Annotated in this window: 17 protein-coding genes; 10 read left to right on the top strand and 7 right to left on the bottom strand. The window is 64.9% G+C overall.

Annotated elements, in window-relative coordinates; all coding sequences use genetic code 11:
- Positions 1-64 precede the first annotated feature (64 nt).
- Positions 65-2,692 (top strand): tetratricopeptide repeat protein, encoded by a 2,628-nt coding sequence (locus tag G606_RS09700; RefSeq protein WP_051198449.1) that lies wholly within the window; start codon positions 65-67, stop codon positions 2,690-2,692.
- Between the two features lie 135 nt (positions 2,693-2,827).
- Here G606_RS09700 and G606_RS0103035 read toward each other — a convergent pair whose 3' ends face one another.
- Positions 2,828-3,868 carry a PfkB family carbohydrate kinase gene (locus G606_RS0103035; protein WP_034523562.1) on the bottom strand — a complete coding sequence of 347 codons (1,041 nt, stop codon included), beginning with the start codon at positions 3,866-3,868 and terminating at the stop codon, positions 2,828-2,830.
- A 443-nt stretch (positions 3,869-4,311) separates the two neighbouring features.
- On the opposite strand from G606_RS0103035, the gene rpmB reads away from it, so the two are divergent.
- From rpmB to rsmD, 5 genes are all read left to right on the top strand, one after another.
- On the top strand, positions 4,312-4,509 hold the full coding sequence (rpmB, locus tag G606_RS10900) for a 50S ribosomal protein L28 (RefSeq protein WP_081663964.1): 198 nt from the start codon (positions 4,312-4,314) through the stop codon (positions 4,507-4,509).
- Between the two features lie 395 nt (positions 4,510-4,904).
- Positions 4,905-7,331 (top strand): ATP-dependent DNA helicase RecG, encoded by a 2,427-nt coding sequence (locus G606_RS0103030; protein ID WP_026644719.1) that lies wholly within the window; start codon positions 4,905-4,907, stop codon positions 7,329-7,331.
- A gap of 543 nt (positions 7,332-7,874) precedes the next feature.
- Positions 7,875-8,783: a VWA domain-containing protein gene (locus G606_RS0103025; RefSeq protein ID WP_165778730.1), complete on the top strand. Its 909-nt coding sequence runs from the start codon at positions 7,875-7,877 to the stop codon at positions 8,781-8,783.
- 83 nt (positions 8,784-8,866) lie between these two features.
- Positions 8,867-11,164 carry a Spy0128 family protein gene (locus G606_RS0103020; RefSeq protein WP_026644717.1) on the top strand — a complete coding sequence of 766 codons (2,298 nt, stop codon included), beginning with the start codon at positions 8,867-8,869 and terminating at the stop codon, positions 11,162-11,164.
- Between the two features lie 18 nt (positions 11,165-11,182).
- The gene (rsmD, locus tag G606_RS09695; protein ID WP_051198447.1) at positions 11,183-11,794 is read left to right on the top strand and encodes a 16S rRNA (guanine(966)-N(2))-methyltransferase RsmD; all 612 of its coding nucleotides are present in this window, start codon (positions 11,183-11,185) and stop codon (positions 11,792-11,794) included.
- A 6-nt stretch (positions 11,795-11,800) separates the two neighbouring features.
- Here rsmD and trmD read toward each other — a convergent pair whose 3' ends face one another.
- The 4 genes from trmD to rpsP form a co-directional block, all read right to left on the bottom strand.
- Positions 11,801-12,631: a tRNA (guanosine(37)-N1)-methyltransferase TrmD gene (trmD, locus tag G606_RS0103010; RefSeq protein ID WP_026644716.1), complete on the bottom strand. Its 831-nt coding sequence runs from the start codon at positions 12,629-12,631 to the stop codon at positions 11,801-11,803.
- Positions 12,632-12,780: 149 nt separating this feature from the next.
- The gene (rimM, locus tag G606_RS0103005) at positions 12,781-13,308 is read right to left on the bottom strand and encodes a ribosome maturation factor RimM (protein WP_034523561.1); all 528 of its coding nucleotides are present in this window, start codon (positions 13,306-13,308) and stop codon (positions 12,781-12,783) included.
- A 17-nt stretch (positions 13,309-13,325) separates the two neighbouring features.
- Complete coding sequence (locus tag G606_RS0103000; RefSeq protein WP_026644714.1) at positions 13,326-13,559, bottom strand: RNA-binding protein; 234 nt, start codon at positions 13,557-13,559, stop codon at positions 13,326-13,328.
- A 2-nt stretch (positions 13,560-13,561) separates the two neighbouring features.
- On the bottom strand, positions 13,562-14,041 hold the full coding sequence (gene rpsP, locus G606_RS0102995; RefSeq protein ID WP_026644713.1) for a 30S ribosomal protein S16: 480 nt from the start codon (positions 14,039-14,041) through the stop codon (positions 13,562-13,564).
- 298 nt (positions 14,042-14,339) lie between these two features.
- Here rpsP and G606_RS0102990 point away from each other — a divergent pair, with 298 nt between their 5' ends.
- Positions 14,340-17,720, top strand: a complete 3,381-nt coding sequence (locus tag G606_RS0102990; protein WP_026644712.1) for a glycoside hydrolase family 2 TIM barrel-domain containing protein — start codon at positions 14,340-14,342, stop codon at positions 17,718-17,720.
- A 6-nt stretch (positions 17,721-17,726) separates the two neighbouring features.
- On the opposite strand, the gene G606_RS10665 is transcribed toward G606_RS0102990, so the two are convergent.
- Together G606_RS10665 and ffh are read right to left on the bottom strand one after the other, a co-directional pair.
- The gene (locus tag G606_RS10665) at positions 17,727-19,154 is read right to left on the bottom strand and encodes an endonuclease/exonuclease/phosphatase family protein (protein ID WP_051198445.1); all 1,428 of its coding nucleotides are present in this window, start codon (positions 19,152-19,154) and stop codon (positions 17,727-17,729) included.
- Between the two features lie 131 nt (positions 19,155-19,285).
- Positions 19,286-20,920 (bottom strand): signal recognition particle protein, encoded by a 1,635-nt coding sequence (gene ffh, locus G606_RS0102980; RefSeq protein ID WP_026644711.1) that lies wholly within the window; start codon positions 20,918-20,920, stop codon positions 19,286-19,288.
- A gap of 199 nt (positions 20,921-21,119) precedes the next feature.
- Here ffh and G606_RS0102975 point away from each other — a divergent pair, with 199 nt between their 5' ends.
- The 3 genes from G606_RS0102975 (at position 21,120) to G606_RS0102965 (ending at position 24,216) form a co-directional block, all read left to right on the top strand.
- Positions 21,120-22,025, top strand: coding sequence for a cation transporter (locus G606_RS0102975; RefSeq protein WP_026644710.1), 906 nt, complete (start codon positions 21,120-21,122; stop codon positions 22,023-22,025).
- A gap of 254 nt (positions 22,026-22,279) precedes the next feature.
- Positions 22,280-22,924: an ArsR/SmtB family transcription factor gene (locus G606_RS09685; protein ID WP_051198440.1), complete on the top strand. Its 645-nt coding sequence runs from the start codon at positions 22,280-22,282 to the stop codon at positions 22,922-22,924.
- A complete protein-coding gene (locus tag G606_RS0102965; protein WP_026644709.1) occupies positions 22,912-24,216 on the top strand; it encodes an MFS transporter in 1,305 nt (434 codons plus the stop codon). The genes G606_RS09685 and G606_RS0102965 overlap by 13 nt, the downstream gene beginning before the upstream one ends.
- Positions 24,217-24,254: the final 38 nt, after the last annotated feature.

The raw sequence follows: 24,254 nt of genomic DNA, 5'->3' as shown, positions 1-24,254 counted from the left end.
CGGCGACGCAATCGACGCAGATGACCAGCAACGATCAGAACAGCAACGATCAAAGGACGCAAAGATGACGCAGATGAACGGCACGAACGGTTTCACCGTGCCACCCCTTCCGACGCCGCCGGCGCCGGGCTCCGGCAAGCCGCAGGTTCCACAGATGCCGCCGGCGCCGCAGGTTCCGGCGACTGTGGCGATTCCTGTGCAGACGGCACCTACGATCGCCAATCCCGGACGCGGGCAGCGCCTGCAGCCGCTGCCGGGACAGCCGGCCGGCCACATCTACGAGGTGACAGATGCGCTACCGCAGCCGAAGCGCGGCCTCGGCTACATCGTCGAACTGGTTGACGGCGGCGTGCGGATCCTCGCATGGATGCGCGACGATCTGAAGGTCTACCACATCGACCATCCGATCACCGAGAACATCGAAGACGCGGGCGATCCGCTGCGCGACCACCATCCCGACGTGCTCCTCGCCGAATGGGACGAAGACAGCACCGACCACACCGGCCCGATGCGCGTGCGCAGCATCTTCGAACCCGAACACGGCGTCAGCTTCGGCGAATACCAGCGTTTCGATGACGAACTGATGATCCTCGCCGCCGCGCTCGACTTCGGCCCGTACGCGCACGGCAGATTCGCGGTACGGACGATGCTCGCGGCAAGCTGGCTGCTCGTCTACCATTTCCCGACGCTCGAAGGACGTCGTCCCGGCGCCGGCCTTGGCCGCATCTTCGACGAGTTCAGGAGGGTGACGCGCGAACCGGTCGCCGACGCGATCGACTCGATCGTCTGGAGAGGCGCTGTGAACGCGGCCACGGCGGCACCGGTCGACCGTTTCGCCGCACGCGAGCTCATCGAAGCGGGCGCCGCCGGGCTGCGTCCGGTCAGCGCACGCCAGCCAGTGCGTTTCATCATCGTCGACGGAACGAACCTGTTCTGGGCCGTGTTCAACGGCGACATGCCGACCGATGACAGGCACGTCGTGCTCGCCATCGAATCCGCGCTCAACCGCGTCGCCGCTGTGCGCCACTCGGCGGATGGCAAGGACAACGAGAACGGCTTCGTCACGACGCTCGACGAAGCCGCCTGCTATGCCGCGGTGCGCCTGCGCGACCACATCTGGTCACAGCACATCGAGCATGTGCTCGACTACGCGAACGTCAACAACCGCTTCGCGCGCATCAACGACGCGGCGGCCACGCCTGGCGGCATGTGGGACACGCTGACGCGCTTCATCACGATCGGCGAATCGCTGATTCTGCCGCATCGTTTCGAATACCGCGCCGACGTCAACACGGCCACCGGCGAGATGGCGGTCATCTTCTCCGCCCCCGACGAAACGCAATTCCAGTCGAGCGACTTCCGCGATGGCCACGTCGTCGACGTGCGTGCGATGCGCGCCGCGCACGCCGCGACCTACGCGCTCGAACTCGCCGGTCTGCTCGCGCAGATCGCGTTCACCGCCGGCCCGTACGTCACGCGCGTCACCGTCACCGGCTACCGCGGATCGCTGTACAAAACCGAGGATCCGGTGCTCTCGCTCGCCTTCGACCGCGCATCGTTCACGACGAACGTGCTGCCGCGCTACCGCGACGGCTTCTTCGACGACGCGGCGCTCGACGACGATCCGGCGCGCATCCTGCCGATGCTGCAGCCGGCGGCGTTCTCGCTCGCCTTCAACGCGCGCCGCGGACTCGACGTCATCACGCCGCTGCCGGTGCCGCAGTCGTTGCTGGCGAACCGCACGCCGCTGTGGGCGGATACGCGGCCGTTGCCGCCGCAGCTGTCGTCGCTGCTGCGCGCCGACCGTGCGCAGGACCTCGACATCCTGCACGACGACGCCACGATCAAGGGATCGGAAGTGATGGATCTGCGTCGCGACAACGAAGAGGATACGCCGATCGGGACGTCGATTGAACTCGAATCGGTCATCATGCAGATCGAAATGAGCGAACAGGCGCCGGTGAACCAACGGCCGCTGTACTGCGAAAACCCGACGCAGCGACTGCTCGTCTCCCTTGTCGACGACGGTCCGGCCACGCGCTACTGGAAGGCGCCGGACGCGCTGTACAACGCGCGCGTCGGACTGACGCACATCTACCGCGACGACGGCGACTATCAGGCCGCCGTCGCACAAGCGAAGGCGATGGAACACATCGCGCCGACCTGCGCGTCCGCCTACTTCGAGGAAGCAGTCGTGCACGCCGACGCCGACGACTACGAGGCCGCGGCGCGCGTGCTCAAGTTCGCGCTGACAATCGCCGTCGCCCGCGACGACGTCGACTTCGTCTACTACCGCCTCGCCTACGCGCTGTGGAACACCGGCGACCGCGAATCGGCGGCCGCCTGCTACGCGATGCGCACGCTCGACAGCGCCTCCTATGCGCCGTCCGCGCGCCGTGAGGTCGTGCAGCTGCTCGCACAGCTCGGCTGGGACAAGCTGCCCGACCATGATCAGGCCGTCGCACGACTGCGCGAAGTCGGCATTCCGGTCGCCCCGCAGGCGCGCGCACTCGACGTGCTCGCCGAAGCGGCGATGGGACTCGTTGACGCCGGCTTCCCATGCGCCGCCGACGCGGCCACCGACATCATCGCGAACTCGACCGACGGCGACGTGCTGCGACTGCTGCGGCAGTGCCTGCGTTACGGCGTGCTCAACGCCGACGACGTGCTCGCGGCGGAACGCGGGGAGTAGCGCGGCAGCGCGCGGCTGCGCGGGTGGCGGCTGCACGCGCTCGCGAGAACGGGCCGGGACCTTGCGGTCTCCGGCCCGTTCTCGTTGCATGGGTGGATTTCAGGGGAAAATCTCAATCATCAAGGGAAATCGAAATCAGTCGGTGAGACGGTCCTTGATGAACGTGGTCGCCTCGTCATAGGGCGGGCAGACGGGCACGCCGCCGACGTTGTGCGCGATCGCCAGCGCGGACGCCGCGTTCGCGATCTGCACGCTCGCCTCAAGATCCCAGCCCTCGGCGAGCAGTGCGCACAGCGCGCCCGTATGCACCGGGCCGGCCGAGCGGATGTGCGTCGCCTTCGTCGGGAAGCCGTCGATATGCATGACGCCCTCGCCATGCTGACGGATCCACGCGCCGCGCGAGCCGGCACGCAGCACAATCGGCGCATGCAGCACGTCGCTCAGCGCCGTGCACAGCGCATGCATCGACTCGTCGAAACCTCCGGAAACGCGCAAGGTCGGCGTTTCGTCGATGCTGATCGACAGTCGTTCGGCGAGCGAATACGCCTGCTGACGATTCATCGACCAGATTGGGCGCGCAAGGATCAACGTTTCGAGCAGCTGCGCGTTGACGAGACGCAGCGCGCTCGTCGAATTGAGCACGATGCGGAAATCACTCGTCTGCGGTTGGCATTCGGGACGCGACAGGAACTTGTGGACGGCGACGGCGCCGTCGTTCATCAGCGCGTTGCTGCCGATGTGCACGACGTCGCCCTTCTTCGGGTGCGCGTTCGCGTAGGCGTCGGCGTCGCCATGCGATTCGGCGCCGTGATGCGCGACGTAGGACTTCACTTCGCCGTCGGAGAGGATGATGCGCATGCCGTTGTCCTGATTGGGCAACGTGCGGCCGGTGTGGACGATGTGCGCGCGACGCAGCGCGGACGCGATGCAATCGGCCCACGGGCCGGTGCCCATCATGCTCGCCAACTCGGTGCGCGCACCCATGCGACCAGCCGCGTCGAGCACCTGGAAGCTGCCGCCGATCGAACGGGTCACCGTGCTCGCTTCGATGAAACGGCCGGCCTGCGGCATTTCCGGCACATGCATCAGCGTGTCCACCCAGGTCTGGCCGAGGGAGATCACGGTGGGTTCATGGTCGCGCTGCGCGCGGATTTTGTTGACGATGTCACTGAGCATGGTTAGTTCCTTTCCCATGAGAACCCGTCGCGCGCCCGTCGGCGGATGCGCGCAGGTTCCACTTACCTTGGTTGCTTGGTCTTTGGTTTGCCTTGTCTGTGGTTCGCTTGTCCTTCGCCTGTTATGGCTGTTTCCAGTTCCCTCTCGTTTGCACGTCCGCCAGTACCTTGCGGCCCCCAGACGGGACGCTCTGCTTACGATTGTAGACGCTTGCGCGCGGCGGCGGGACACGGGCGCGCGCGGATGGACACGGATCGGCGAAATAGGGGAATGGGGGCGTGGGGGAGTGCGGGGAAGCACGATTGTGAAGAAGTGCGTAGAAGGGTGGCGTTGTCCGGCGTCTGGTTGTATCATTGGGAAGTTGTGTGTGACGGCGTACGTCTTTGTATGCGCGCAGCCGCACGCAGACTTGCAAGTCAACAGTAATTTATAGGGAGTCCATTATGGCAGCTCGTTGTGCAGTGTGTGGCAAGGGCCCGCGTACGGGTTATTCCGTGTCGCACTCGCATATTCGTAACAAGCGCCGCTTCCTGCCGAACCTCCAGCCGGTTCGCACCACCGTGGACGGTCAGAACGTCCGCCTGCGCGTGTGCGCGAAATGCCTCAAGGCAGGCAAGGTTCAGCGTGTGAGCGCCAACTGATATGCATTGAACCATGCGAAACGCATGATCAAGCCCCGTCGAATGAGTTCCTCATCCGCCGGGGCTTTCCTTATGCCCGGACGGCCATCTGGCCGGCTCGTTCCATCGCCCCCGTCGACGGTTCGGACCGGAACCGGGCCGTTTTGCGGGTGGGTTGGTCGACTGAGCCGATGGAACGGGACGGAGCGGGCTGGGTTGCCGGCGGGGTCGACGGTTCGGACCGGAACCAGACCTCCTCGCGGGTCGGGTTGTCGACTGGGGCGACAGTTCGGGACGGAAGGGGGGGGCGGTTTGTGGGGCGAGTTGTCGAGCAGGGCGACGGAGCGGGACGGAGCGGGGCACACCGCGGGTGGGGCGCAGCTGTACTGTCCGCGCGCGTGAGAGAATGGGGGGTTATGAGTACCGTGACCGTGGAGACACCGCTGGCGTCGTTGCTGACGAACAAGCGGCGCGTCAGTGCGCTCAAGGCACTCGGCGTCACGATGGTCGGCGAGGCGCTCAGCTACTACCCGTTCCGCGTGACCGAGCCGGTGCCGGTGCGTGCGCTCAGCGACGTGCGCTTCGGCGAGAAGATGGCCTGCCCGGTCGTCATCCGCGGCGTACGCGTCGCGCCGATGAGCTCGCGCGGCTCCTACCGTCTCGAAGTGCTCGTCGACGACACCGATTTCGCCCGCGAACACGGCTTGGCGCCGGCCGTCGCGAACCTCGTCTTCTTCTCGCACCGCAAATCGTACGTCGACTGGATGGCGTCGCGACTCATCACCGGCATGCGCATCGTCATCGCCGGCGAACCGAGCGTGTTCAACGACCGTCTGCAGTTCACACATCCGGAGGTCCTGACCGTCGCACCCGACACGCCGACCCCCGCACCCGCGCAACTCGCCTTCGACGACGCGTCCTGCGCCCAAGCCACCCACGCGCGCAACACGCCCGCCCGCACACTCAAGTATGACGTCGATTCCGTCGCGCAGGGCCTCGCCCGTGTCTGCCGTCCGCGCCCGGTCTACCATGCGAATTCGCGTATTTCGAGCGAGCATATCCATGAAACGATTCTCGCGCTGCTGCGTATGCTCGCCGGCGAGGACCCGCAAACCGCTACCATCGCAACCGCGACCGCCGCCGACACCGCCGCCGACGAACCCGCGCATTCGCTGTGGGACGAGGGCGAGCGCACGCGCGCCGCACTCGAGGTGGCGATTCCGGACGTGCTGCCCGAGCAGGTGCGCGCCGAACTCCATCTGATGCATCGTGCGCAGGCCTTCTGCGCGATTCACGACCCGGATGCCGTCGCCGACTTCCGCCATGCGATTCAGACGATGCGCTACGAGGAGGCCTTCGTCTGTCAGTGCGCATTGCTGATGGCGCGTGACGCGGCGAGCGCGAGCGAAGCCTTCCGATGTGATGATGTCGCCTTGCGTGACGACTACATTGCCACGCTGCCGTTCCCGCTGACGAACGGCCAGCGTCAGGTCATCGACGCGATCGGCGCCGACATGCGCGCCGACCATCCGATGCAGCGGTTGCTGCAGGGTGAGGTCGGCTCCGGCAAGACCGTCGTCGCCGTCGCCGCGATGCTGCAGGCCGTCGGCTCCGGCCATCAGGCCGTGCTCGTCGCGCCGACGCAGGTGCTCGCCGAGCAGCATTACCAGTCGATCAGCGCATCCGTCGGCACGCTCGGCGACGATGCGCCGGTGCTGCTGCTCACCGGCGGCATGAAGCTCGCCGCGCGCCGACGTGTCCTCGCGAAGGCGGCGAGCGGCGAACCGTGCATCGTTGTTGCGACGCACGCCGCGTTCTCGAAGTCCTTCCAGGCGCCGAACCTTGCGCTCGCCGTCATCGATGAGCAGCACCGCTTCGGCGTCGAGCAGCGTGAGACTTTGCGCGGCAAGTCGGAGCGCGATCCGCATCTGCTCGTCATGACAGCGACGCCGATTCCGCGCACGGCTGCGATGACGTGGTTCGGCGATCTCGACATCTCGTGGCTGACCGAACTGCCCGGCGGCCGCCGTCCGATCCGCACGTTCATCGTGCCGGAGGAGGACGGCAAGCTGATGTCCGACATGTTCTGGCATCTGCGTGCGCGCATCGACGCTGGCGAACGTGCGTATATCGTCTGCCCGCGCATCGACGTGCCCGAGGAAGACGGCACGGGCGCCGACGACGACATGCAGATCGTCGAACTCGGCGACGACCCCGACCATCCGCGTCCGCCGCTGCATTCGGTGACCGAGATCCGCGGTCGATTGCAGTCGTTGCCGCAGTTCCGCGGCGTTGTGATCTGCACGCTCACCGGGCGTGACGACGACGCGACGAAGCAGCGCGTCATGGAGGAGTTCGCGAGCGGTGAGACGCCGGTCATGGTCGCGACGACCGTCATCGAGGTCGGCGTCGATGTGCCGCAGGCGAGCTGCATCGTCATCTTCGACGCCGACCGTTACGGCCTGTCGCAGCTGCATCAGCTGCGTGGCCGCGTCGGCCGTGGCGGCACCGACGCATGGGCGTTCCTCGTGTCGCGTGCCGAGCCGGGCACGATCGCCGAGGAACGGCTGCAGGTCATCGCCGATTCGCTCGACGGCGCAGACATCGCCGCGAAGGATCTCGAATTGCGTGGCGCCGGCGACGTGCTCGGCGACGCGCAGTCGGGCGGCAAGTCGAGCCTTAGGCTGCTGCGCGTCGTCAAGGACGCGCCGATGATCGCCGATGCGCGCGAACGTGCACAGATGTTGCTCGACGCCGATCCGACGCTTGGCGGACATGTGCAGCTCGCCGGTGCCGTCCTCGATTTCACGCGCGGTAACGAGAAGTTCCTGACGAGCAACTGACGGCGGCGACACACCCGGATCCTGCATGGCGTCGCCGAATACTGAGCAGAGCCGCCGTTTTCGTGTTGATACCAGCGAATCCTTGCGGCGGCAGTGATTTGGCGGCTTTCTCTTGCATCCTCCGATTGTTGAGTCATATCGACTCAGCAATCGGAGGACATAATGTCCACCGATTTAGACAAACCGCGCTGTAGTGCCGATGTCTCCCTGTCGGTCTCGCTGATTTGGACATAGCGCAACGCCCATTGAGACAATGTCTCCCACAACGTGACACCCATTGATTCAGCTGTTAGCGTGTATGCTTAACGACTAACACCAAAGCGACGCGAGTGAAGTCGGGATTGCACTCGCGGACTTTGGATCTCTGTTTTCCTGGGGGGTGCACATTCGCACTTCTGTCCACAGGGGAGATGTGCGAACGAGATAGGCAGTGGGATGGAAGAGCATACGATGCGCGCAAGGGTGCAGTGCCTCTTGGCAAAGGCGCGTACATATACGAAGCAAGCAATCGCGGCCGTGCTTGGCCTTGCGATGATCATGACGATGGGATTGGTGACGCGGCCGATCCAAGCAGAAGAAAGCGGCGACGAACGTGTTGCCGACCCGACGACCTTCACGCAGTGGGAGCAGGGTATCGGCAATCCGACCGACCCGCGCTCGACTGGTCGCGTGTGGACCGACAAGTCGGTCTCGACGGGCGCCGTGACGCTCACAACCTATGACGGCAAGACCGTGCAGGTGACGCCGAAGCATGACGACGCATTCCTCGTCGGACTTTCGGCGATGTCGAGCGCACAGAGGATCACCGGCGTCGCGAACGTGACGAAGCCGCTCGACATCGTGCTCGTGCTCGACACCTCCGCCACGATGAACTATGACATGGATGACGACAGGCACGCCTACAACCCGGTGTACAACCTGGACACCTCCAAGACGTACTACGTGCAGAAGAGCAACCCGAAGGAATACTGGTCGGTCACCTACAAGGGTAGGAACTGGGTGAATTCGAAGGGAGAGGTGTATACGCCGAAAACGTCTGCATCGAGCCGTGGCACGCAGTTCTACACCTACGATTTCTCGGCCACGCGCATGGCGGCCATGCAGGCGGCCGCCGGCGGCTTCATCGATCAGCTGGCCGACGCCAACGAGAAGATTCAGGACGTGAACAAGAAGAACCGTCTCGGCGTCGTCACGTTCGCCAGTACGGCTACGAAACGCAGTGGCCTCACCTATGACGAGCAGACGATGACCGCGGCGATATCCGGTTTGCGATCAAACGGCTCCACCCACTCGGAGGCCGGATTGGAAGCCGCGAAGGAATTGTTGGAACAGAGCCAGCGTGCGGACGCCACCTCGATCGTCATCTTCTTCACCGACGGTGAGCCGTCGTCCGGCAGTGGTTTCGATGCCACTTTGGCGAATACCGCCGTGACGACGGCAACGGCAATCTGACGATCGCCAGCCGGCAGCTGACGAACACCTTCGATGACGACGGCGCGCACATCGACGGCGAACCGGTCGTCGAGGGCGGTGCCGTGTTCACGAACCGGTTCCTCGGCGAGGACGAGGCGACGGCCGACATCCACGGCATCAAGCATTACGTGGACGCCACCGGCACGAATCCGAACGACACGGTCGGCAAGTTCCAGGTGCGCGTCACCGCCGATCCGGATAATCCTGAAGGCGGCCCGGTGCTGCCCGAAGACGGCGCGATCATCGACGTCGGTCTTGACGGCAGCTGGCGGCAGGTTCTCCAGTTCACCGGCGACGCACTCGGTTACGACACGGAGTCGAAGCGGTTCACCTATCACGTGCGCGAAGTCGTACCCGAAGGCGTGACGGCCGCCAATCCGACGAAGGACGGCATGACCTACGACCTCAACGACTACACGGTCGTCGTGACGGTGAGCCGCGATGCGGAAGGCGACCTCGTCACATCGGTCACCTACCCCGATGGCGGCACGCAGGTCGAATTGCACAACCGTTACGAGGCGACGCCGGCAGACGTCACGCTGAACGTGCACAAGAAGGTCTCCGGCGGCGACGCACCACAAGGCAAGTTCACCTTCGAGGCCGCACTTGACGGCGAAGCGGCGAATGTGACCGTGGACGGTGCCCCATGGACCGATCCGCAGACGGCCGTGACGCCGCAGATCAACGATGGCGCCACCGGCAACGTGACGTTCCCGACGGTTACGTTCACGAAGCCGGGCACCTACACGTTCACGATCAAGGAGAAGTTGCCGGACACGGTGCTACCGGGCACGTTGCAGCCAACGGCCGAAGGGTGGACCTACGACATCCACGAGCACAAGGTGACCGTCGTCGTCACGGACGATAACGGGCAGCTGCAGGCGACGTCGAGTTCCGATGAATCGACGGCGTCCTTCACGAACACCTATGCCGTCGAACCGCTCGACTACGGCGACGTCGGCGCGCTGCGCATCAGCAAGACGCTCACCGGACGTGCGATGCGCGCCGGCGAGTTCGCGTTCCGCATCATGGCGCTCGATGGCGCCCCGTTGCCCGACGGTGACGGCGAGACGCGCAACCCCTACGCGGCTGCGGACGGACAGGCCATCGAATGGCCGGTCAACGGCACGTTGCTCGGCGGCCTGACATTCACCAAGGACGACATCGGCAAGACCTACTGCTATGAGATTGCCGAAATCGTGCCGAAGCAGGCACTGTCTGGGCAGGACGGCAGACCCGTCTTCCAAGGCGTGACCTACGACACCGCCGTGCACACGGCGTGCATCGCCGTCAGCGACACCGGCAAAGGTACGCTCGAGGCGACGATGACCGTCGACGGACACGCCACGACGGTGGCGGCGTTCTCCAACACCTATGCCGCCGAGCCGACCGAGGACACGCCGGAGTTCACCAAGACGATCAGCGGGCGTGACTGGAAGGAGGATGAATCCTTCACCTTCACGCTTGCACTCGATGAGGCCCACTCCACTGTGGACCGCGCAACACTTGAAGCGGCTATGCCCGGGAACGGGAATCCGGTGACGGTGACGGAAACCAACGCCAACGGCTTCGGGTTCGGCACGTTCACGTTCGGCAAGTCGGGCGCCTACGTCTATACGATCACCGAAACCAACGCCGGCAAGACGATAGACGGTCTGACCTACGCGTCACCGGCCACAGTGGTCTTCTCGGTCGCCGACAACGGCGCCGGCGCATATACGGTTGGCACGACCGTCACCGGCATCGACGACATGACCTTCGTCAACGCGTACGAACCGGCACCGGTGCAGGTGCAGATGCCCGCCGAGCTGAGCAAGGAGCTGCGCGGCGTATCGTCCTGGGACGACGATTGGAGGTTCCGCTTCACGCTGACGGACACGACGACGTACGCGGAAGGTGAGCCGCAGCCTACGCTACCGCAGTGGAAGCCCGGTGAGGAAATCGATTCTGAGACAAATCCGCTCAGCTGCGATGTCGAGACGCGCGCATGCACGGTGAGCGTCGGCAAACCGGATAGCGGCCTGATCGCGCAAATCGACTTCGGTACGTTCACGTTCGTGCGCGAGGGCGTCTACACCTACGACGTCACCGAAATCGACGATTCGGCGACGCAAGGCGGCATCTATTACGACACGCACACGGCGAAGGTCACAATCACGGTGACCGACGACGGCAACGGCACATTGACAGCGACGACGAGCGTCGACGATGGTGCCTTCATCAACACGGCCGGCGTCGGACTGCCATCGACCGGCGGCCGGCGCGAACAGGGCATGATCGCGCTTGCGCTCGCGATCGTGTTCCTCCTTGGCGCGGCCGGCTGCGTGCTGCGCATGAACCGCGTCACGATGGGCGGGTGAGGCGCTAGGCTCGAAGCCATGCATGTCATCACCGGTCGATTCAAAGGCGTGGCGCTCACCACGCCGCTGTCCGTGACGCGTCCGACAACGGACCGTACGAAGGAGGCGATGTTCTCGCGCTTGGAATCGCGGGGATTGCTTGACGACGCGCGCGTGCTCGACCTGTTCGGCGGCACGGGCGCGCTCGGCGTCGAGGCGTTAAGTCGCGGCGCGCGCGAACTCGTCGTCGTCGAAGCGAACGCGCAGGCGGCGCGCCTGATCGCGCAGACGTTAACGACGCTGAAGCGCCACAGCGGCTGGGAGGACGGCATGGACGCGCATGTCGTGCGCGCGAAGGCGGAACGCTATGCGGCGAAGGCGAAGGTCGACGCACCCTTCGACCTCGTCCTCATCGACCCGCCGTACGCGTTCCCGACCGCCGACTGCGCGCGGCTGCTCGATGACCTCGTCGAGCGCGGACTCGTCGCCGATGACGGCGCAATCGTCCTCGAACGGTCGAAACGCACGAAGGCGCCCGCGGCCCCTGCCGGATGGGTCGAGGACGACGTGCGCGACTACGGCGAGACGACCGTCTACACCTACCGTTCGGCCGCCTATGAGCGACTCGTCGCCGAGCAGACGGCCGACTGAAACGCTTCAGCCAAGCTTGCGCGGATGCGCGCCGGAGACCTCCCAGCCGAGCGCCATCAGCGTCTTGCGGTCGGCTTTGTCGAGTGCCGCGCAATCGAGACGCGCGATGAGGTCGGGGCGGAGTCGTGATGTTTTCTCGAGCGCCTCGTCGCGGCGGAAACGGTCGACCTTGCCGTGGTCGCCGGAGATGAGCACCGGCGGCACCGCCATGCCGCGCCACGTGGCCGGCTTCGTGTACTGGCTGTGCTCGAGCAGCGCGTTCGCGCCGGTGTACGATTCCTCGACAATCGACGCCGCGTTGCCCATGAAGCCGGGCAGCAGTCGCGTGATCGCCTCAAGCATGACCGAGACGGCGACCTCGCCGCCGTTGAGCACGTAATCGCCGATTGAATATTCGCGTACATCGACGCCGCGTGCACGGTAGTACTGCGGAATGCGCGCGTCGTAGCCCTCGTAGCGGCCGCAGCCGAAGACGAGATGTTCGGCATGGGACAGCTCGGTCGCGTCCTGCTGTGTGAACAGCGGCGCCGACGGATTCGGGAAGATCAGCACGGGCGCATCAGGGGCGGTGGTCGTATCGGCGTCCGTGTTCGCGGGCGCGTCGGCGGGGATGCCGAGCAGCTCGTCGAGGCATTCGGCCCACACCTCGGGCTTCATCACCATGCCGGCGCCGCCGCCGACCGGCGTATCGTCGACCGACTGGTGCACGTCATGCGTCCAGTCGCGCAGATTGTGCGCGCGGACCGTGACGAGCCCATGTTCCATCGCCTTGCCGAAGAGGCTGAGGTTGAGCACGTCGAAATACTCCGGGAACACGGAGACTATATCGATGTCCATAGGACTCCTTGCAGTGTGAGTGAGCAGTGTGTGCAGTGGGAACGGTGAACGGTGGTGGGTGAACGGCTGCCCGAATCGAATGCCTCGGCCGCATGGGCGCGGCCGAGGCATTCACAAGACACGGATCGACGAACGGAATCATCGGATCGTCAGATGCCGGGGATCAGGCCTCCGGGGGGATCGATCGTCAGATATCCCTCGTCGAGATCCACGTCGGGCACGAGCTCGATGACGAAAGGCACAAGCGCTGTCGACTCATCGCCGACCGGCTCGGCCAGACGTATCTTGAGCAGCCATTGCGCGCCCTCGATCATGTCGACGACCTTGCCGATGACCCGTCCGTCGGACGCGAGCCGTGCCTCGAGGCCGACGATGTCTTTCGGATAGAACTCGTCCTCCTCGAGCTCCCACGGCTCGCCGTAGAGGATCGTGCCGTTGAGCACCTCGGCCGCGTTGCGGTCGTCGACGCCTTCGAACTTGATATACCAGCGGTGCTTGAACGTGCGGGCGCCTTCGACGATGTACTCGTCCTCGGCGTCCTTCGTATACAGCGGCGAACCGGGGGCGAAACGCTCCTCGGGCTCGTCGGTGAACAGCTGCACGCTCACTTCGCCCTTGAGTCCCTGCGCGCGTCCGATACGACAGACCCTCAGCAGCTCGGGCTGTTGAGGGTCCATCGGTGAAGATTCATGATTCACTTGCGCACATCCATGATGTCCACGCGCACCTTGTGGTCGGCCATCGCCTGCACCACGGTGCGAATCGCGTTGGCGGTGCGGCCGTTGCGGCCGATCACACGCCCGATGTCCTCAGGATTGACGCGTACGCGAATCAGCTCACCACGCGCGTTCTCATGGGACTTGACCGAAACGTCGTCAGGGAAATCGACGATGTTCTTAATCAGATGTTCCACGACTTGAGCAAGCATGATCAGACGGCTTCCGGAGCGGACTCTTCAGGATCGGCGAACTCGACCTTCTCGTCGGCCTTCTGCTCGGCGGCGGCGTCCGGGTCGGTCGCGGCCTCGTTGGCCTTGATCTCGGCCTCGGCCTTCGCGGCCTTGAGCTTCTGCGCCTTCGTATCGGCCTCTTCGATGAGCGTGGCCGCATCCGGCTTCGCGGCGACGGTCTTCAGCGTGCCCTCGGTGCCCTTGAGGCCCTTGAACTTCTGCCAATCACCGGTGATCTTGAGCAGGTTGCGCACCTGATCGGTCGGCTGCGCGCCGACGCCGAGCCAGTACTGCGCGCGATCGGAATCGATCTCGATCGTCGAAGGCTGCGTGTTCGGGTTGTACAGACCGATCTCCTCGATGGCCTGGCCGTCACGCTTGTTGCGCGAGTCCATGACGACGACGCGGTAGACGGCATAGAACTTTTTGCCCATGCGCTTGAGACGAATCTTGGTTGCCAAAACGGCTCTCCTTGTAACTAGGGTTGCGCGCCGCGCTTCGTCGTGTGGGGCACGGTTCGACCGGCACGCGCGTTCCTTGGCGCCTACGGGTGATGAGAGGGTCCCGCATCGCCAAATAACCAAGTCAGCATACATCAACCCGTGGTCATTGCTGTACTGCCCGGCCGCCGTCGGCGTAACGGCGCGACGCGGCGCGCCAGCGGCGGCGGATGATGGATTATATAGTGTGAATGGCGTCGCTGCGTCCGTCGTGCCGCACGCCGCACGTCGATGAGGATCGATCACAAGGAGGCCTGCGATGTTCGTCCCGCGCTACTACGAGGATCCGTCTACATTGCATGTGGGCTGCGAGCCGAACCGCGCCTATTTCATTCCGGCGAGCGCGGCGATGGACACGAGCTTCGACCGGCGTGTGCGCTCCGACCGTTTCCAGCTGCTGGACGGCGACTGGCAGTTCCGCTACTATGCGAGCATCCACGACCTCGACGCCGAGGTCGCAGCCGCGACCGTCGCTTATGACCCGATCTTCAGCGACGTCGCGTTCAACCCGGGCGACGACTACACGCAGATTCCGGTGCCGTCGGTGTGGCAGATGCACGGCTTCGACCACAACCAGTACACGAACATCCGCTACCCGTTCCCCTTCGATCCGCCGTTCGTGCCGCAGGATGACCCCTGCGCCGTCTACCGCACGACCTTCGACTACACGCCCGACGAAGCGGCGCCGCGCGCGTATCTGAATTTCGAGGGTGTCGACAGCTGCTTCTACCTGTGGCTCAACGGCTCCTTTGTCGGCTATTCGCAGGTGTCGCACGCGACGAGCGAATTCGACGTGACCGACCTGATCGAGGAAGGCGAGAACACGCTCGCCGTCCTCGTGCTCAAATGGTGCGACGGCAGCTACCTCGAGGATCAGGATAAGCTGCGCATGAGCGGCATCTTCCGTGACGTCTACCTGCTCAAGCGGCCCACACGCATGGTGCGCGACTATTTCGTGCACACGGCGATCGATTTCGACGACGATTGCGCGACGACGGTGACCGTCGACTTCGACGGCGGCCGCGCCGGCCTTCCCGAACACCTGAACGTCGCGATTCTCGACGCCGACGGCGAGGCGATCACCGACGCTGACGCGCAGCCAATCGACAACAACGAAATCGAAACGGCCGACGACGACGTCTTCCATGCCTGCGCACGCGCATGCCTGACGATCGCCGACGCGCGGCTGTGGAATCCGGAGGAACCCTACTGCTATCGACTCGTCATCACCGCTGACAACGAGACGATCACGGCGCCGCTGAGCGTGTGCGAAGTGCGCGCCGCGCTCGGTGACGACGGCGTGCACGAACGGATCGAACTCAATCGCCGTCCGATCACGATCCACGGCATGAACAGGCACGACGCCGACCCGGTCACCGGCTACGCGGTGACGCCCGAGCGGTTCCGCGAGGATCTGCTGCTGATGAAACAGCACAACGTCAACGGTGTGCGCACGAGCCACTATCCGAGCGCGCCGTATTGTTACGACCTGTACGCCGAACTCGGTTTCCTCGTCGTCGACGAAGCCGACATCGAAGCGCACGGCGCGTACATGCTGCAGCACGAGCACGACGGCGACGGCGTCGACGACACGGCCGCGCTCGAGGCGTGGAACACGTACGTCGCCGACGACGAGGACTTCGCGCCCGCCATCGTCGACCGCGTGCGCCGCTGCGTCGAACGCGACAAGAACCACGGCTGCGTGCTCTTCTGGTCGCTCGGCAACGAATCCGCGTACGGCATTGGCTTTGAACGCGCCGCCGCATGGATCCGCCGCTACGACACGTCACGACTGACGCATTACGAAAGCGCGCGCTACGTCGAACACGGCGGCCACGACGCGCACGACTACGACGGCATCGACGTGCACAGCCGCATGTACCCGTCGATTGACGAGATCGACCGCTACTTCGCCGCCGACAGGCCGCGCGGCGACGGCGCGAACGGCGAGGACGGCACGCGCGCCGACGGCACCGTCAAACCGTATCTGATGTGCGAGTTCTGCCACGCGATGGGCAACGGCCCGGGCGATCTCGAGGACTACTTCGAGGCGATCGAACGGCATCCGGGACTCGCCGGCGGCTACGTCTGGGAATGGTGCGACCATGCCGTCGACGCCGGACGCACGCCGCAGGGCAAACGCGAATACCTCTACGGCGGCGACTTCGGCGACCGCATCAACGACGGCAACTTCTGCGTCGACGGCATGGTCTCGCCCGACCGCACGCCGCACTCCGGCCTCGACGAATTCAAGAACGTGTTCCGCCCCGCGCGCGTCGTCGATGTTGATGTTGACGAAGTCGACGGCACCGCCGTGCATGTGACGCTGCACAATCATCTCGATTTCACGACGCTCGGCGATCGTGTGCAGCTCATGTGGGAACTGTATGTGGACGGCGTCATGCAGGCCTATGCATTGTGCGACGACGAGACGTGCGCCGCCGCGCTCGCGATCGCCCCCGGCGAAGAGGGCACGCTGACGCTGCCGGGCATGCCCGATCTGCGCGCCGTCGACGGCAAGGCCACGATCGTGCTGCGGTATCTGACGAAGGAGCCGATGTGGGGGATGGCGCCGCTGTTCGAACTCGGCTTCGACGAGATCGACGTCGCCGTGCCCGGCGCGGACACGCGCAACCAGTGGGTCGCGCGCCAGCATGAGGAGATGCGCGCCGGCGACGAACGCGGCGCGACGATCCACGTGACGCGCGCCGGCACGTCGATCGTGCTCGAAGGAGCCGACTGGCGCTACGAACTCGATATGCGCACGGGCCTGTTCTCACGGATGAGCTACCGCAACCACGCGCTGCTCGCGCGCCCGATGCAGATCGACGTCTGGCGCGCGCCGACTGACAACGACCAATACATCCGGCGCGCATGGGAACGCTCGCAGTACGACCACGCAAGCGCGCGCGCCTACGACGTGGTCGTGCGCACCGTCGCGTCGAGCGGTATCGCGCAACCCGAGGAAGGCTGCGCGATCGCGAACGAGGTCGACCCCGACGACGCGCGTCTCGCGCCGAGCGCCGTCGAACTGCGCGTCTCGATGGGCGTCGTCGCGCCAAGCGTGCAGCCGATCGCGCACGTCGACGCCGTCTGGACCGTGCACGCCGACGGATCGGTCACGCTGACGATGGACGTCGCGCGCGACACGGCGTTCCCGTTCCTGCCGCGCTTCGGCATCCGCATGATGTTGCCCGAGTCGATGAGGAACGTCGTCTACTGCGGCTACGGGCCGAACGAAAGTTACATCGACAAGCATCGCTCATGCTGGCACGGCATCTTCGAAGGGACGCCACGCACGCTCTTCGAACACGAAATCAAGCCGCAGGAGAACGGCAACCACCACGACTGCGACTGGGCGAGCGTCGGCGGTGACGGCGTCGCATTGGTCGTGCTGCGCGGCGACGGCGCCGAGGAGGCGCGCGCCTTCGACTTTCAGGCGCTCGACGTAACGGCCGAGGAGATGACGCGCGCACGGCACGACTTCGAACTCAAGCGCGCCGGCATGACCGTCGTCTGCGTCGACTACATGCAGTCGGGCATCGGCTCGAACAGCTGTGGGCCCGAACTGCTGCCGCAGTATCGGCTCGACGCCGCGCGCTTCCGCTTCGTCGTCACATTGCGGCCGCAGACGGCCTGAGCGGCGTCAGTCGGCATCCTCGTCGTCGCGTGCGGCGCGGATACGGTCGCGTGCGCGCTCGCGGGCGAGCGGCGGCAGCGAATCCGGCCACGTTTCGCCGGCGCCGGCGTTGAGCGGCGTCGGATGGTCGATGATCGTCAGCGTCGCGGCGAGCGCGAGATGGTCGGTGCCGGCCACTTCGACCGCGCGCACGTCACAGGCGGTCAGATAGTCGGTGAACAGCACATGGTCGAGCACGATGCGCGGCCACTTGAGCCAGCGTGGATAGGTCGGGCGCAGTCCGCGCGCGTCGGTGAGCGCCGCGTCGTGGAAGCCGGCGGCGAGCAGTTTGCGGAAGCTCGGATGCGGGATGCTCGAGTTGAAATCGCCCATGACGACGCTGATCGTCTCACGTTCCGGTTCAGGATGGGCCGCGAGGGTCGGCGCAGTGTTGGTGGTGTGGTCGGCGTTGCTGGCGTGGTCGGTGTAGTCGGTGTGGTCGGCGTGGTCGGTTTGGCTGTGGTGGGCGCTTTGGTCGGCTGTCGCCGAGCGCGCGGAGATGGCGACCTGCGTGAAGGCATCGTCATGGTCGGCCGACTTCGTCGCCGCCGCGGCCGCCGCGCGGTTGGCCGCATCGATCGCGGCGAGTGTCGGGTACTTCTCGAGCGGTTCGTCCTTCGGATGGCGGATGAGCGCGCGCAGACCGATGATGCCCTCCGACCACGCGCGGCAGCCGCGCATCGGCGACTTCGGATGGGCGGATGCAAAGGTGATGTCGCGAGTCGACGAGAACGGAATCGTCATCGTCGGCACGTCGGCGGCCGGAATCGGCACGCCGGTCGGTGTGCTCGCTGACGGTTCGACGCGCATCCAGACGCCGTTGAAGCCGCCGTTGTCGGTCGCGAGCGGTTCACCGAGTTCACGGTACGGCAGCAGCGCGCCGAGGCCGGCCGCATCGAGTCGGGAGACGAGATCCTCGCTGAGCTCCTGCAGCGCGAGCACGGCGACGTCCTCGCTTTTGACGAGATCGACGATCTGCTCGGCGTCGGCGCGCCCGTAGCGGCAGTTGAGCGTCAGCACGCGGAACTGGCCGCGTTCGGGATGTGATTTGCGCGGGCGGGCGGCATTGTTCGTTGCGTCGTCGGCTTCGCGCGCCTTGCGGGCGGCGAGACGACGTGCGAGCGCGGCGGCCGTGTTCGGCGCCTTGATGTCGTTGAGCCAATAGGCGGATTTGCGCATCAGCGACGCGATGAGCGCGACGACGGCGCAGATCGTGAGCGCCCAGTCATGCAGGCAGGCGGCGCCGACGGCGAGCGCCGTGAAGGGGATCCACAGGAAAGGCGTCAACGCGATCAGATAGGGCAGCGGCTTGTGGCCGTCCCAGCCGGCGGGCAGCTCGGTGAGTGCGAGCCACGCAATCAGCACGATCAGCACAATCCACATCGCGATGAGCATGAAGGAACCTTTCTTGGTCTTTCTGGGGGATAAGAATCAACGGGCGGCAAACGCGGCAAACAAGGCGTCAAACAAGAGGGCGGCTGCGCTCCGGCAGCCGCCCTCGAAGCGGGTCGGCGAAATCAGTCGACTCAGTTGCCGCCGAACAGGCCGCCGAGGCCGCCGCCGAGATTCGGCGGGACGTCGGCGCCGCCGAGCATGCCCTGCAATTCATCGGGCAGCTGCGGCGTCTTCGGCTTCTTGACGAAGGCCGAGCCGGACGTGTTCGACTTGCCCGACAGCCTTGCGCGCAGTGCCTGCTCCTCGGCTTCGCGCTTCATCGGATTACCTGACTTCGACGCGCCCTTCTTGCCTTTCTTGCCCTTCTTCGCGTTCTTGCGCGCCGAGCCGCCCATCGCGCCCATCGCGCCGAAACCGGCTTTGTTGCTCATGCGCTTCATCATCTTCGACGCCTGCTCGAAACGCTGTAGCAGCGCGTTGACGGCGGAAACCGTCACACCCGAGCCGTAGGCGATGCGTGCACGACGCGACCCGTCGATGATCTTCGGGTTGCGGCGCTCCTCGGGCGTCATCGAACGGATGATCGCCTCGGTGCGGTCGATCTCGCGCTCATCGAACTGCTCAAGCTCCTTGCGATGCTGCGCCATGCCCGGAATCATGCCGAGCAGCGACTTCATCGAGCCGAGCTTGCGCACCTGCTGCAGCTGCGCGAGGAAATCGTCAAGGCCGAAATCACCCTCGGCCATCTTTTCGGCGGCCTTGCGCGTCTGCTCCTCGTCGAACTCACGCTGCGCCTGCTCGATGAGCGTCAGAATATCGCCCATGTCGAGGATACGCGACGCCATACGATCAGGATGGAAGACCTCGAAATCCTTCAGTCCCTCGCCGTTCGACGCGAACAGGATCGGCTTGCCGGTCACCGACGCGACCGACAGCGCGGCGCCGCCGCGCGCGTCGCCATCAAGCTTCGAAAGCACGACGCCGGTGAAATCGACGCCCTCATCGAAGGCCTGCGCCGTACGCACGGCGTCCTGACCGATCATCGCATCGATGACGAAAAGAATCTCGTTCGGCTGCACGGCGTCGCGGATGTCGCGCGCCTGCTTCATCAGCGTCTCGTCGACGCCGAGACGACCCGCCGTATCGATGATGACGGTGTCATACAGCTTCTGACGCGCATATTCGATCGAATCACGCGCGACCTTCACCGGATCGCCATGCGTCTCGCCGGGGGCGGAAACCGCTTCGCCGCCCGCGGACTGCACGCCCTTCTCGGGTGCGTACACCGGCACGCCGGCGCGTTCGCCGACGACCTCAAGCTGCGTGACCGCATTCGGACGCTGCAGATCGGCTGCGACGAGCAGCGGCGTGTGCCCCGACTCCTTGAGCCAATAGCCGAGCTTGCCGGCGAGCGTCGTCTTGCCGGCGCCCTGCAGGCCCGCGAGCATGATGATCGTCGGCGGCGTCTTCGCAAAATTCAGCGGACGATCGACGCCCTGACCGAGGATGTCGGTGAGCTCGTCATTGACGATCTTGACGACCTGCTGCGCTGGGTTGAGCGCCTCGGAAACCTCGGCGCCGAGCGCGCGCTCGCGCACACGTGCCGTGAACGAACGGACGACGTCGAGCGAGACGTCGGCGTCGAGCAGCGCACGGCGGATCTCGCGGATCGTGCCGTCGATGTCTGCCTCGGAAAGCTTGCCTTTGCTCTTGAGATGCTTGAACGCGTTCGAGAGCCTGTCTGTAAGAGAACTGAATGCTGCCATAATGCGTACGATTCTACCGTGTTGAGGGGAAATCGTGCAGCTTGCACACCGGAACTTCACGGCCACGCGCGCGTTCATTACACTGGATGAGGTCGTCAATACTATGGGCGAAGCCCGCGCGCGACGACGGCGCGGGGAAACGTGGAAGTCAGTAGGAAACGAGCAAGTCCACAGGAAACGTGGAAGTCGAGGAGGCGGCATGCATCAGAAGGAAATAGAACAGCGCGCATTGAAGGTCGGCATCATAGTCAACATCGTCATGGTCGTCGCGGGATTCTTCGTCTTCTTCCTCACCGGACTCAAATCGATGTTCCTCGACGCCTCGTTCACGGTGATCTCAGTGATCTCAGGCGGCGTCGCCGCATATCTGTCGAAGAAAACGGTGCGAGTGAGCGAACGGTTCCCGAACGGCATGTTCGCGCTCGAACCGATCTACGCGATCTGCAAATCGATCTTCACGATCTGCCTGCTGCTGTTCTCGTTCCTCGACGTGCTGCGCGTCGCAATCGACTACTTCGCATACGGCGAAGGCGAACGGCTCAGCTTCGGGCCGGTTGTCATCTACCAGATCGCGGCGGTCAGCGTATGCCTCGTGCTCGTGTGGTACTACCGTGTGCGCAATCGTTCGATCGGCGACGCGAGCCTCATGCTCAAAGCGGAGGCGAACGGCACGTGGATCGACGGCATGATCTCGCTCGGCATCGGCGTCGTCGCCGTGCTGCTGTACTTCCTGCCGAACGGGACGCCGCTCGACTTCCTGCACTACACCGGCGATTTCTTCATCACGACGATCATCGTCGCGCTGACGATCAAGGAACCGGTCATCGTGCTGCGCGACGCCTTCGTCGAACTCGTCGGCGGCACGCACGACGACGAGGAAATCTCCGCGTTCGTCACGCGCGAAGTGGAGGCGCATCTGCCGGCGGCGATCGAAATGGAGAAGGTCCACGTGTTCAAGACCGGCATGAACTTCGACGTCGACATCTTCATCGGCAGCACGCAAGGCAGCGTGCGCATGGAGGAGCTCGTCGCTGCCCGGCAGACGATCGAAAAGGCACTCGAGGAGCGTCTGCACATTGTGAACGTCGATTTTGTGTTTGAGTGATGGTGGTATGGGCGGCTGAGCGGCCGGTTGGGTGGCTGGCCGGTAAGTTGGCTAGTTGATGGCGGCAGTCCGCGGTTGAGTTCAACCGCGGACTGCCGTTTTTTGCGGCTCAGACGGAGGTCGGTGGTTGGTCTCAATCACGGACTGCTGTCGAGACGTGGGTAGTCGGCGGTGGTCGGCGACATCAGCATAGTCTACAAACTATTTGTACAAACTTTTTGTATAATGAAGATAGCCACATGGAAGGAGTCATGATGACGCAGCGAACATCGGCAGCCGAAGAGACTGTCCACACGCAGGACGCCGCTTCGCGGGCGGCGCTCAAATGCATGGCGCATCCGGCGCGGATGCGACTGCTCGGCGCACTGCGTGTCGGCGGTGTGCAGACGGTCGGCGAACTCAGTGCGGCCACCGGCGAAGCGCCGGGCGCCGTAAGCTACCATCTTGCGCAGCTCGCCAAGGTCGGCCTGGTCGAAAAAGCGCAATCGCCGGATGGTGACAAACGCAAAAGCCATTGGCATGCATGCCATCACGAGACGAATGTGCGTCCGGACAGCGCCGATGCGGACGTCATCGACGCATTCAGCAGGACTGCGGCGCTTAGCTATCAGATGGCCTATGAACGTTTCCTCGACGTGCTGCCGACGCTGCCACCCGAATGGGTGGACACATGCGGCGTCAACGATCATGTCCTGAGGCTCACGCCAGCCGAAACGCGCGCGATGGTCGCCGAACTCAACGAAGTCATGCGCAAATGGGGACAGATCAGCGAAGAGCGCAACAGCGAGACGAACGTGTCGGCTGCAGTCGCTGCGACATGCGCCGACGGTGATGGCAACGGCAGCGGGGACGTGCAGCCGGTCGCCGTCGTGCAGCAGGTGTTCCGATGGGTGCCGTGACCGCGACGCCCGGCGTGCGCCGCTCGTTCTGGCACGCCCCGAACTACACCGCGTGGTTCACCGCGGACACGGCGTCGGCGGCGGGCGGTTCATTGCGTGCGCTCGCCGTCAGTCTCGCCGGATACGCGGTGTCCGGATCGACGGCCGCCGCCGGCTGGCTCGGCACGGTCGCCCTCGTCGCACAACAGACGGCGGCCGTATTCGGCGGCACCTTCGTCGATCGTCACGACCGGCGCATGCTCATCATCGTGAACGCGACGGTCGGCGTATGCATGTGGGGGAGCGTGGGTGCGTTGCTCGCGACGCATATGCTCACCTATCCGGTGCTGCTCGCAATCGCCGCGCTTGCTTCCGCCGTCAGCGGTTTCCTCGGCAGTGCGACCGATGCGATGCTCCGCTCGATCATCTGCATGCGCGACTACCCGAAGGCGCTGAGCCTCAACCGCGGGCGCGATGCGACAATCAACATCGCCGGCAATCCGATCGGCGGATTCCTCTACGGCGTCGCGCCATGGCTGCCGTTCCTCGTGACGACATGCCTGTACGCGATATCCGGCGTCGCCGCGCGGCGCATCCGCGAGCCGCAGTCAGTCGACAACGACGGCAACACGAAAGCCGCTGCGGACGGTAAAGGTCGCGGCAGCTTCCTCGCCGATTTCGTCGGCGGATGGTCATGGTCGCTGCGCCGGCCACTGCTCGTGACGGTCATGGTCGCGGCGGCGATACTGAACTTCGGCGTCAACGGCGTCGAATATGCGATTCAACTGCATCTGATGCAGCTCGGGACGAACGCGACGCTCATCGGCGCCATCGGCAGCGGCATCGCGGCGACGATGCTCATCGGTGCAATGCTCGCCGCGCGGCTGAGTGATCGCGTGCCGGCCGGCGGTTGCATCTGCGTGGGATTCGCGTTCCTATGCGCATGCGTGACGCCGATGCTGTTCGCGTACGGGCCGGGCATATCCACCGGCGCCTCCTATACGCTCGTGTTCGCTGCGAATTCGGTGATGGGACTGCCGTTCCCGATCATCGACGCGCTGCTGCTCGGATTCGTGTATGCCAAGGCGCCAACAGCCATGCAAGGCAGAATCGCCGTGACGCTTTCGGTGCCCGCGCAGGCGCTCTGCGCATTCTCCAGTGCGGCCGCCGGCACGTTGCTGCCCGTGCTCGGCTTCCGCGGTACGGTCGCCGTGCTCCTCGCGGCGCTCGCGGTATCGACGGCGATTGTGCTGTGCAGTGCGCGCATCCGCCGCATTCCGCGTGCCGACGCGTGGGACGCGGCGCGGTTGTAGCGGCCTTTAGGCGTTTTCGTTCGTCGTCGGGCAAGGCT

It is taken from the genome of Bifidobacterium sp. AGR2158 (genome assembly GCF_000424225.1).
In the GTDB taxonomy this organism is placed as follows: Bacteria; Actinomycetota; Actinomycetes; order Actinomycetales; family Bifidobacteriaceae; genus Bifidobacterium; species Bifidobacterium anseris.
This window is presented reverse-complemented; position numbering and strand designations above follow the sequence as displayed.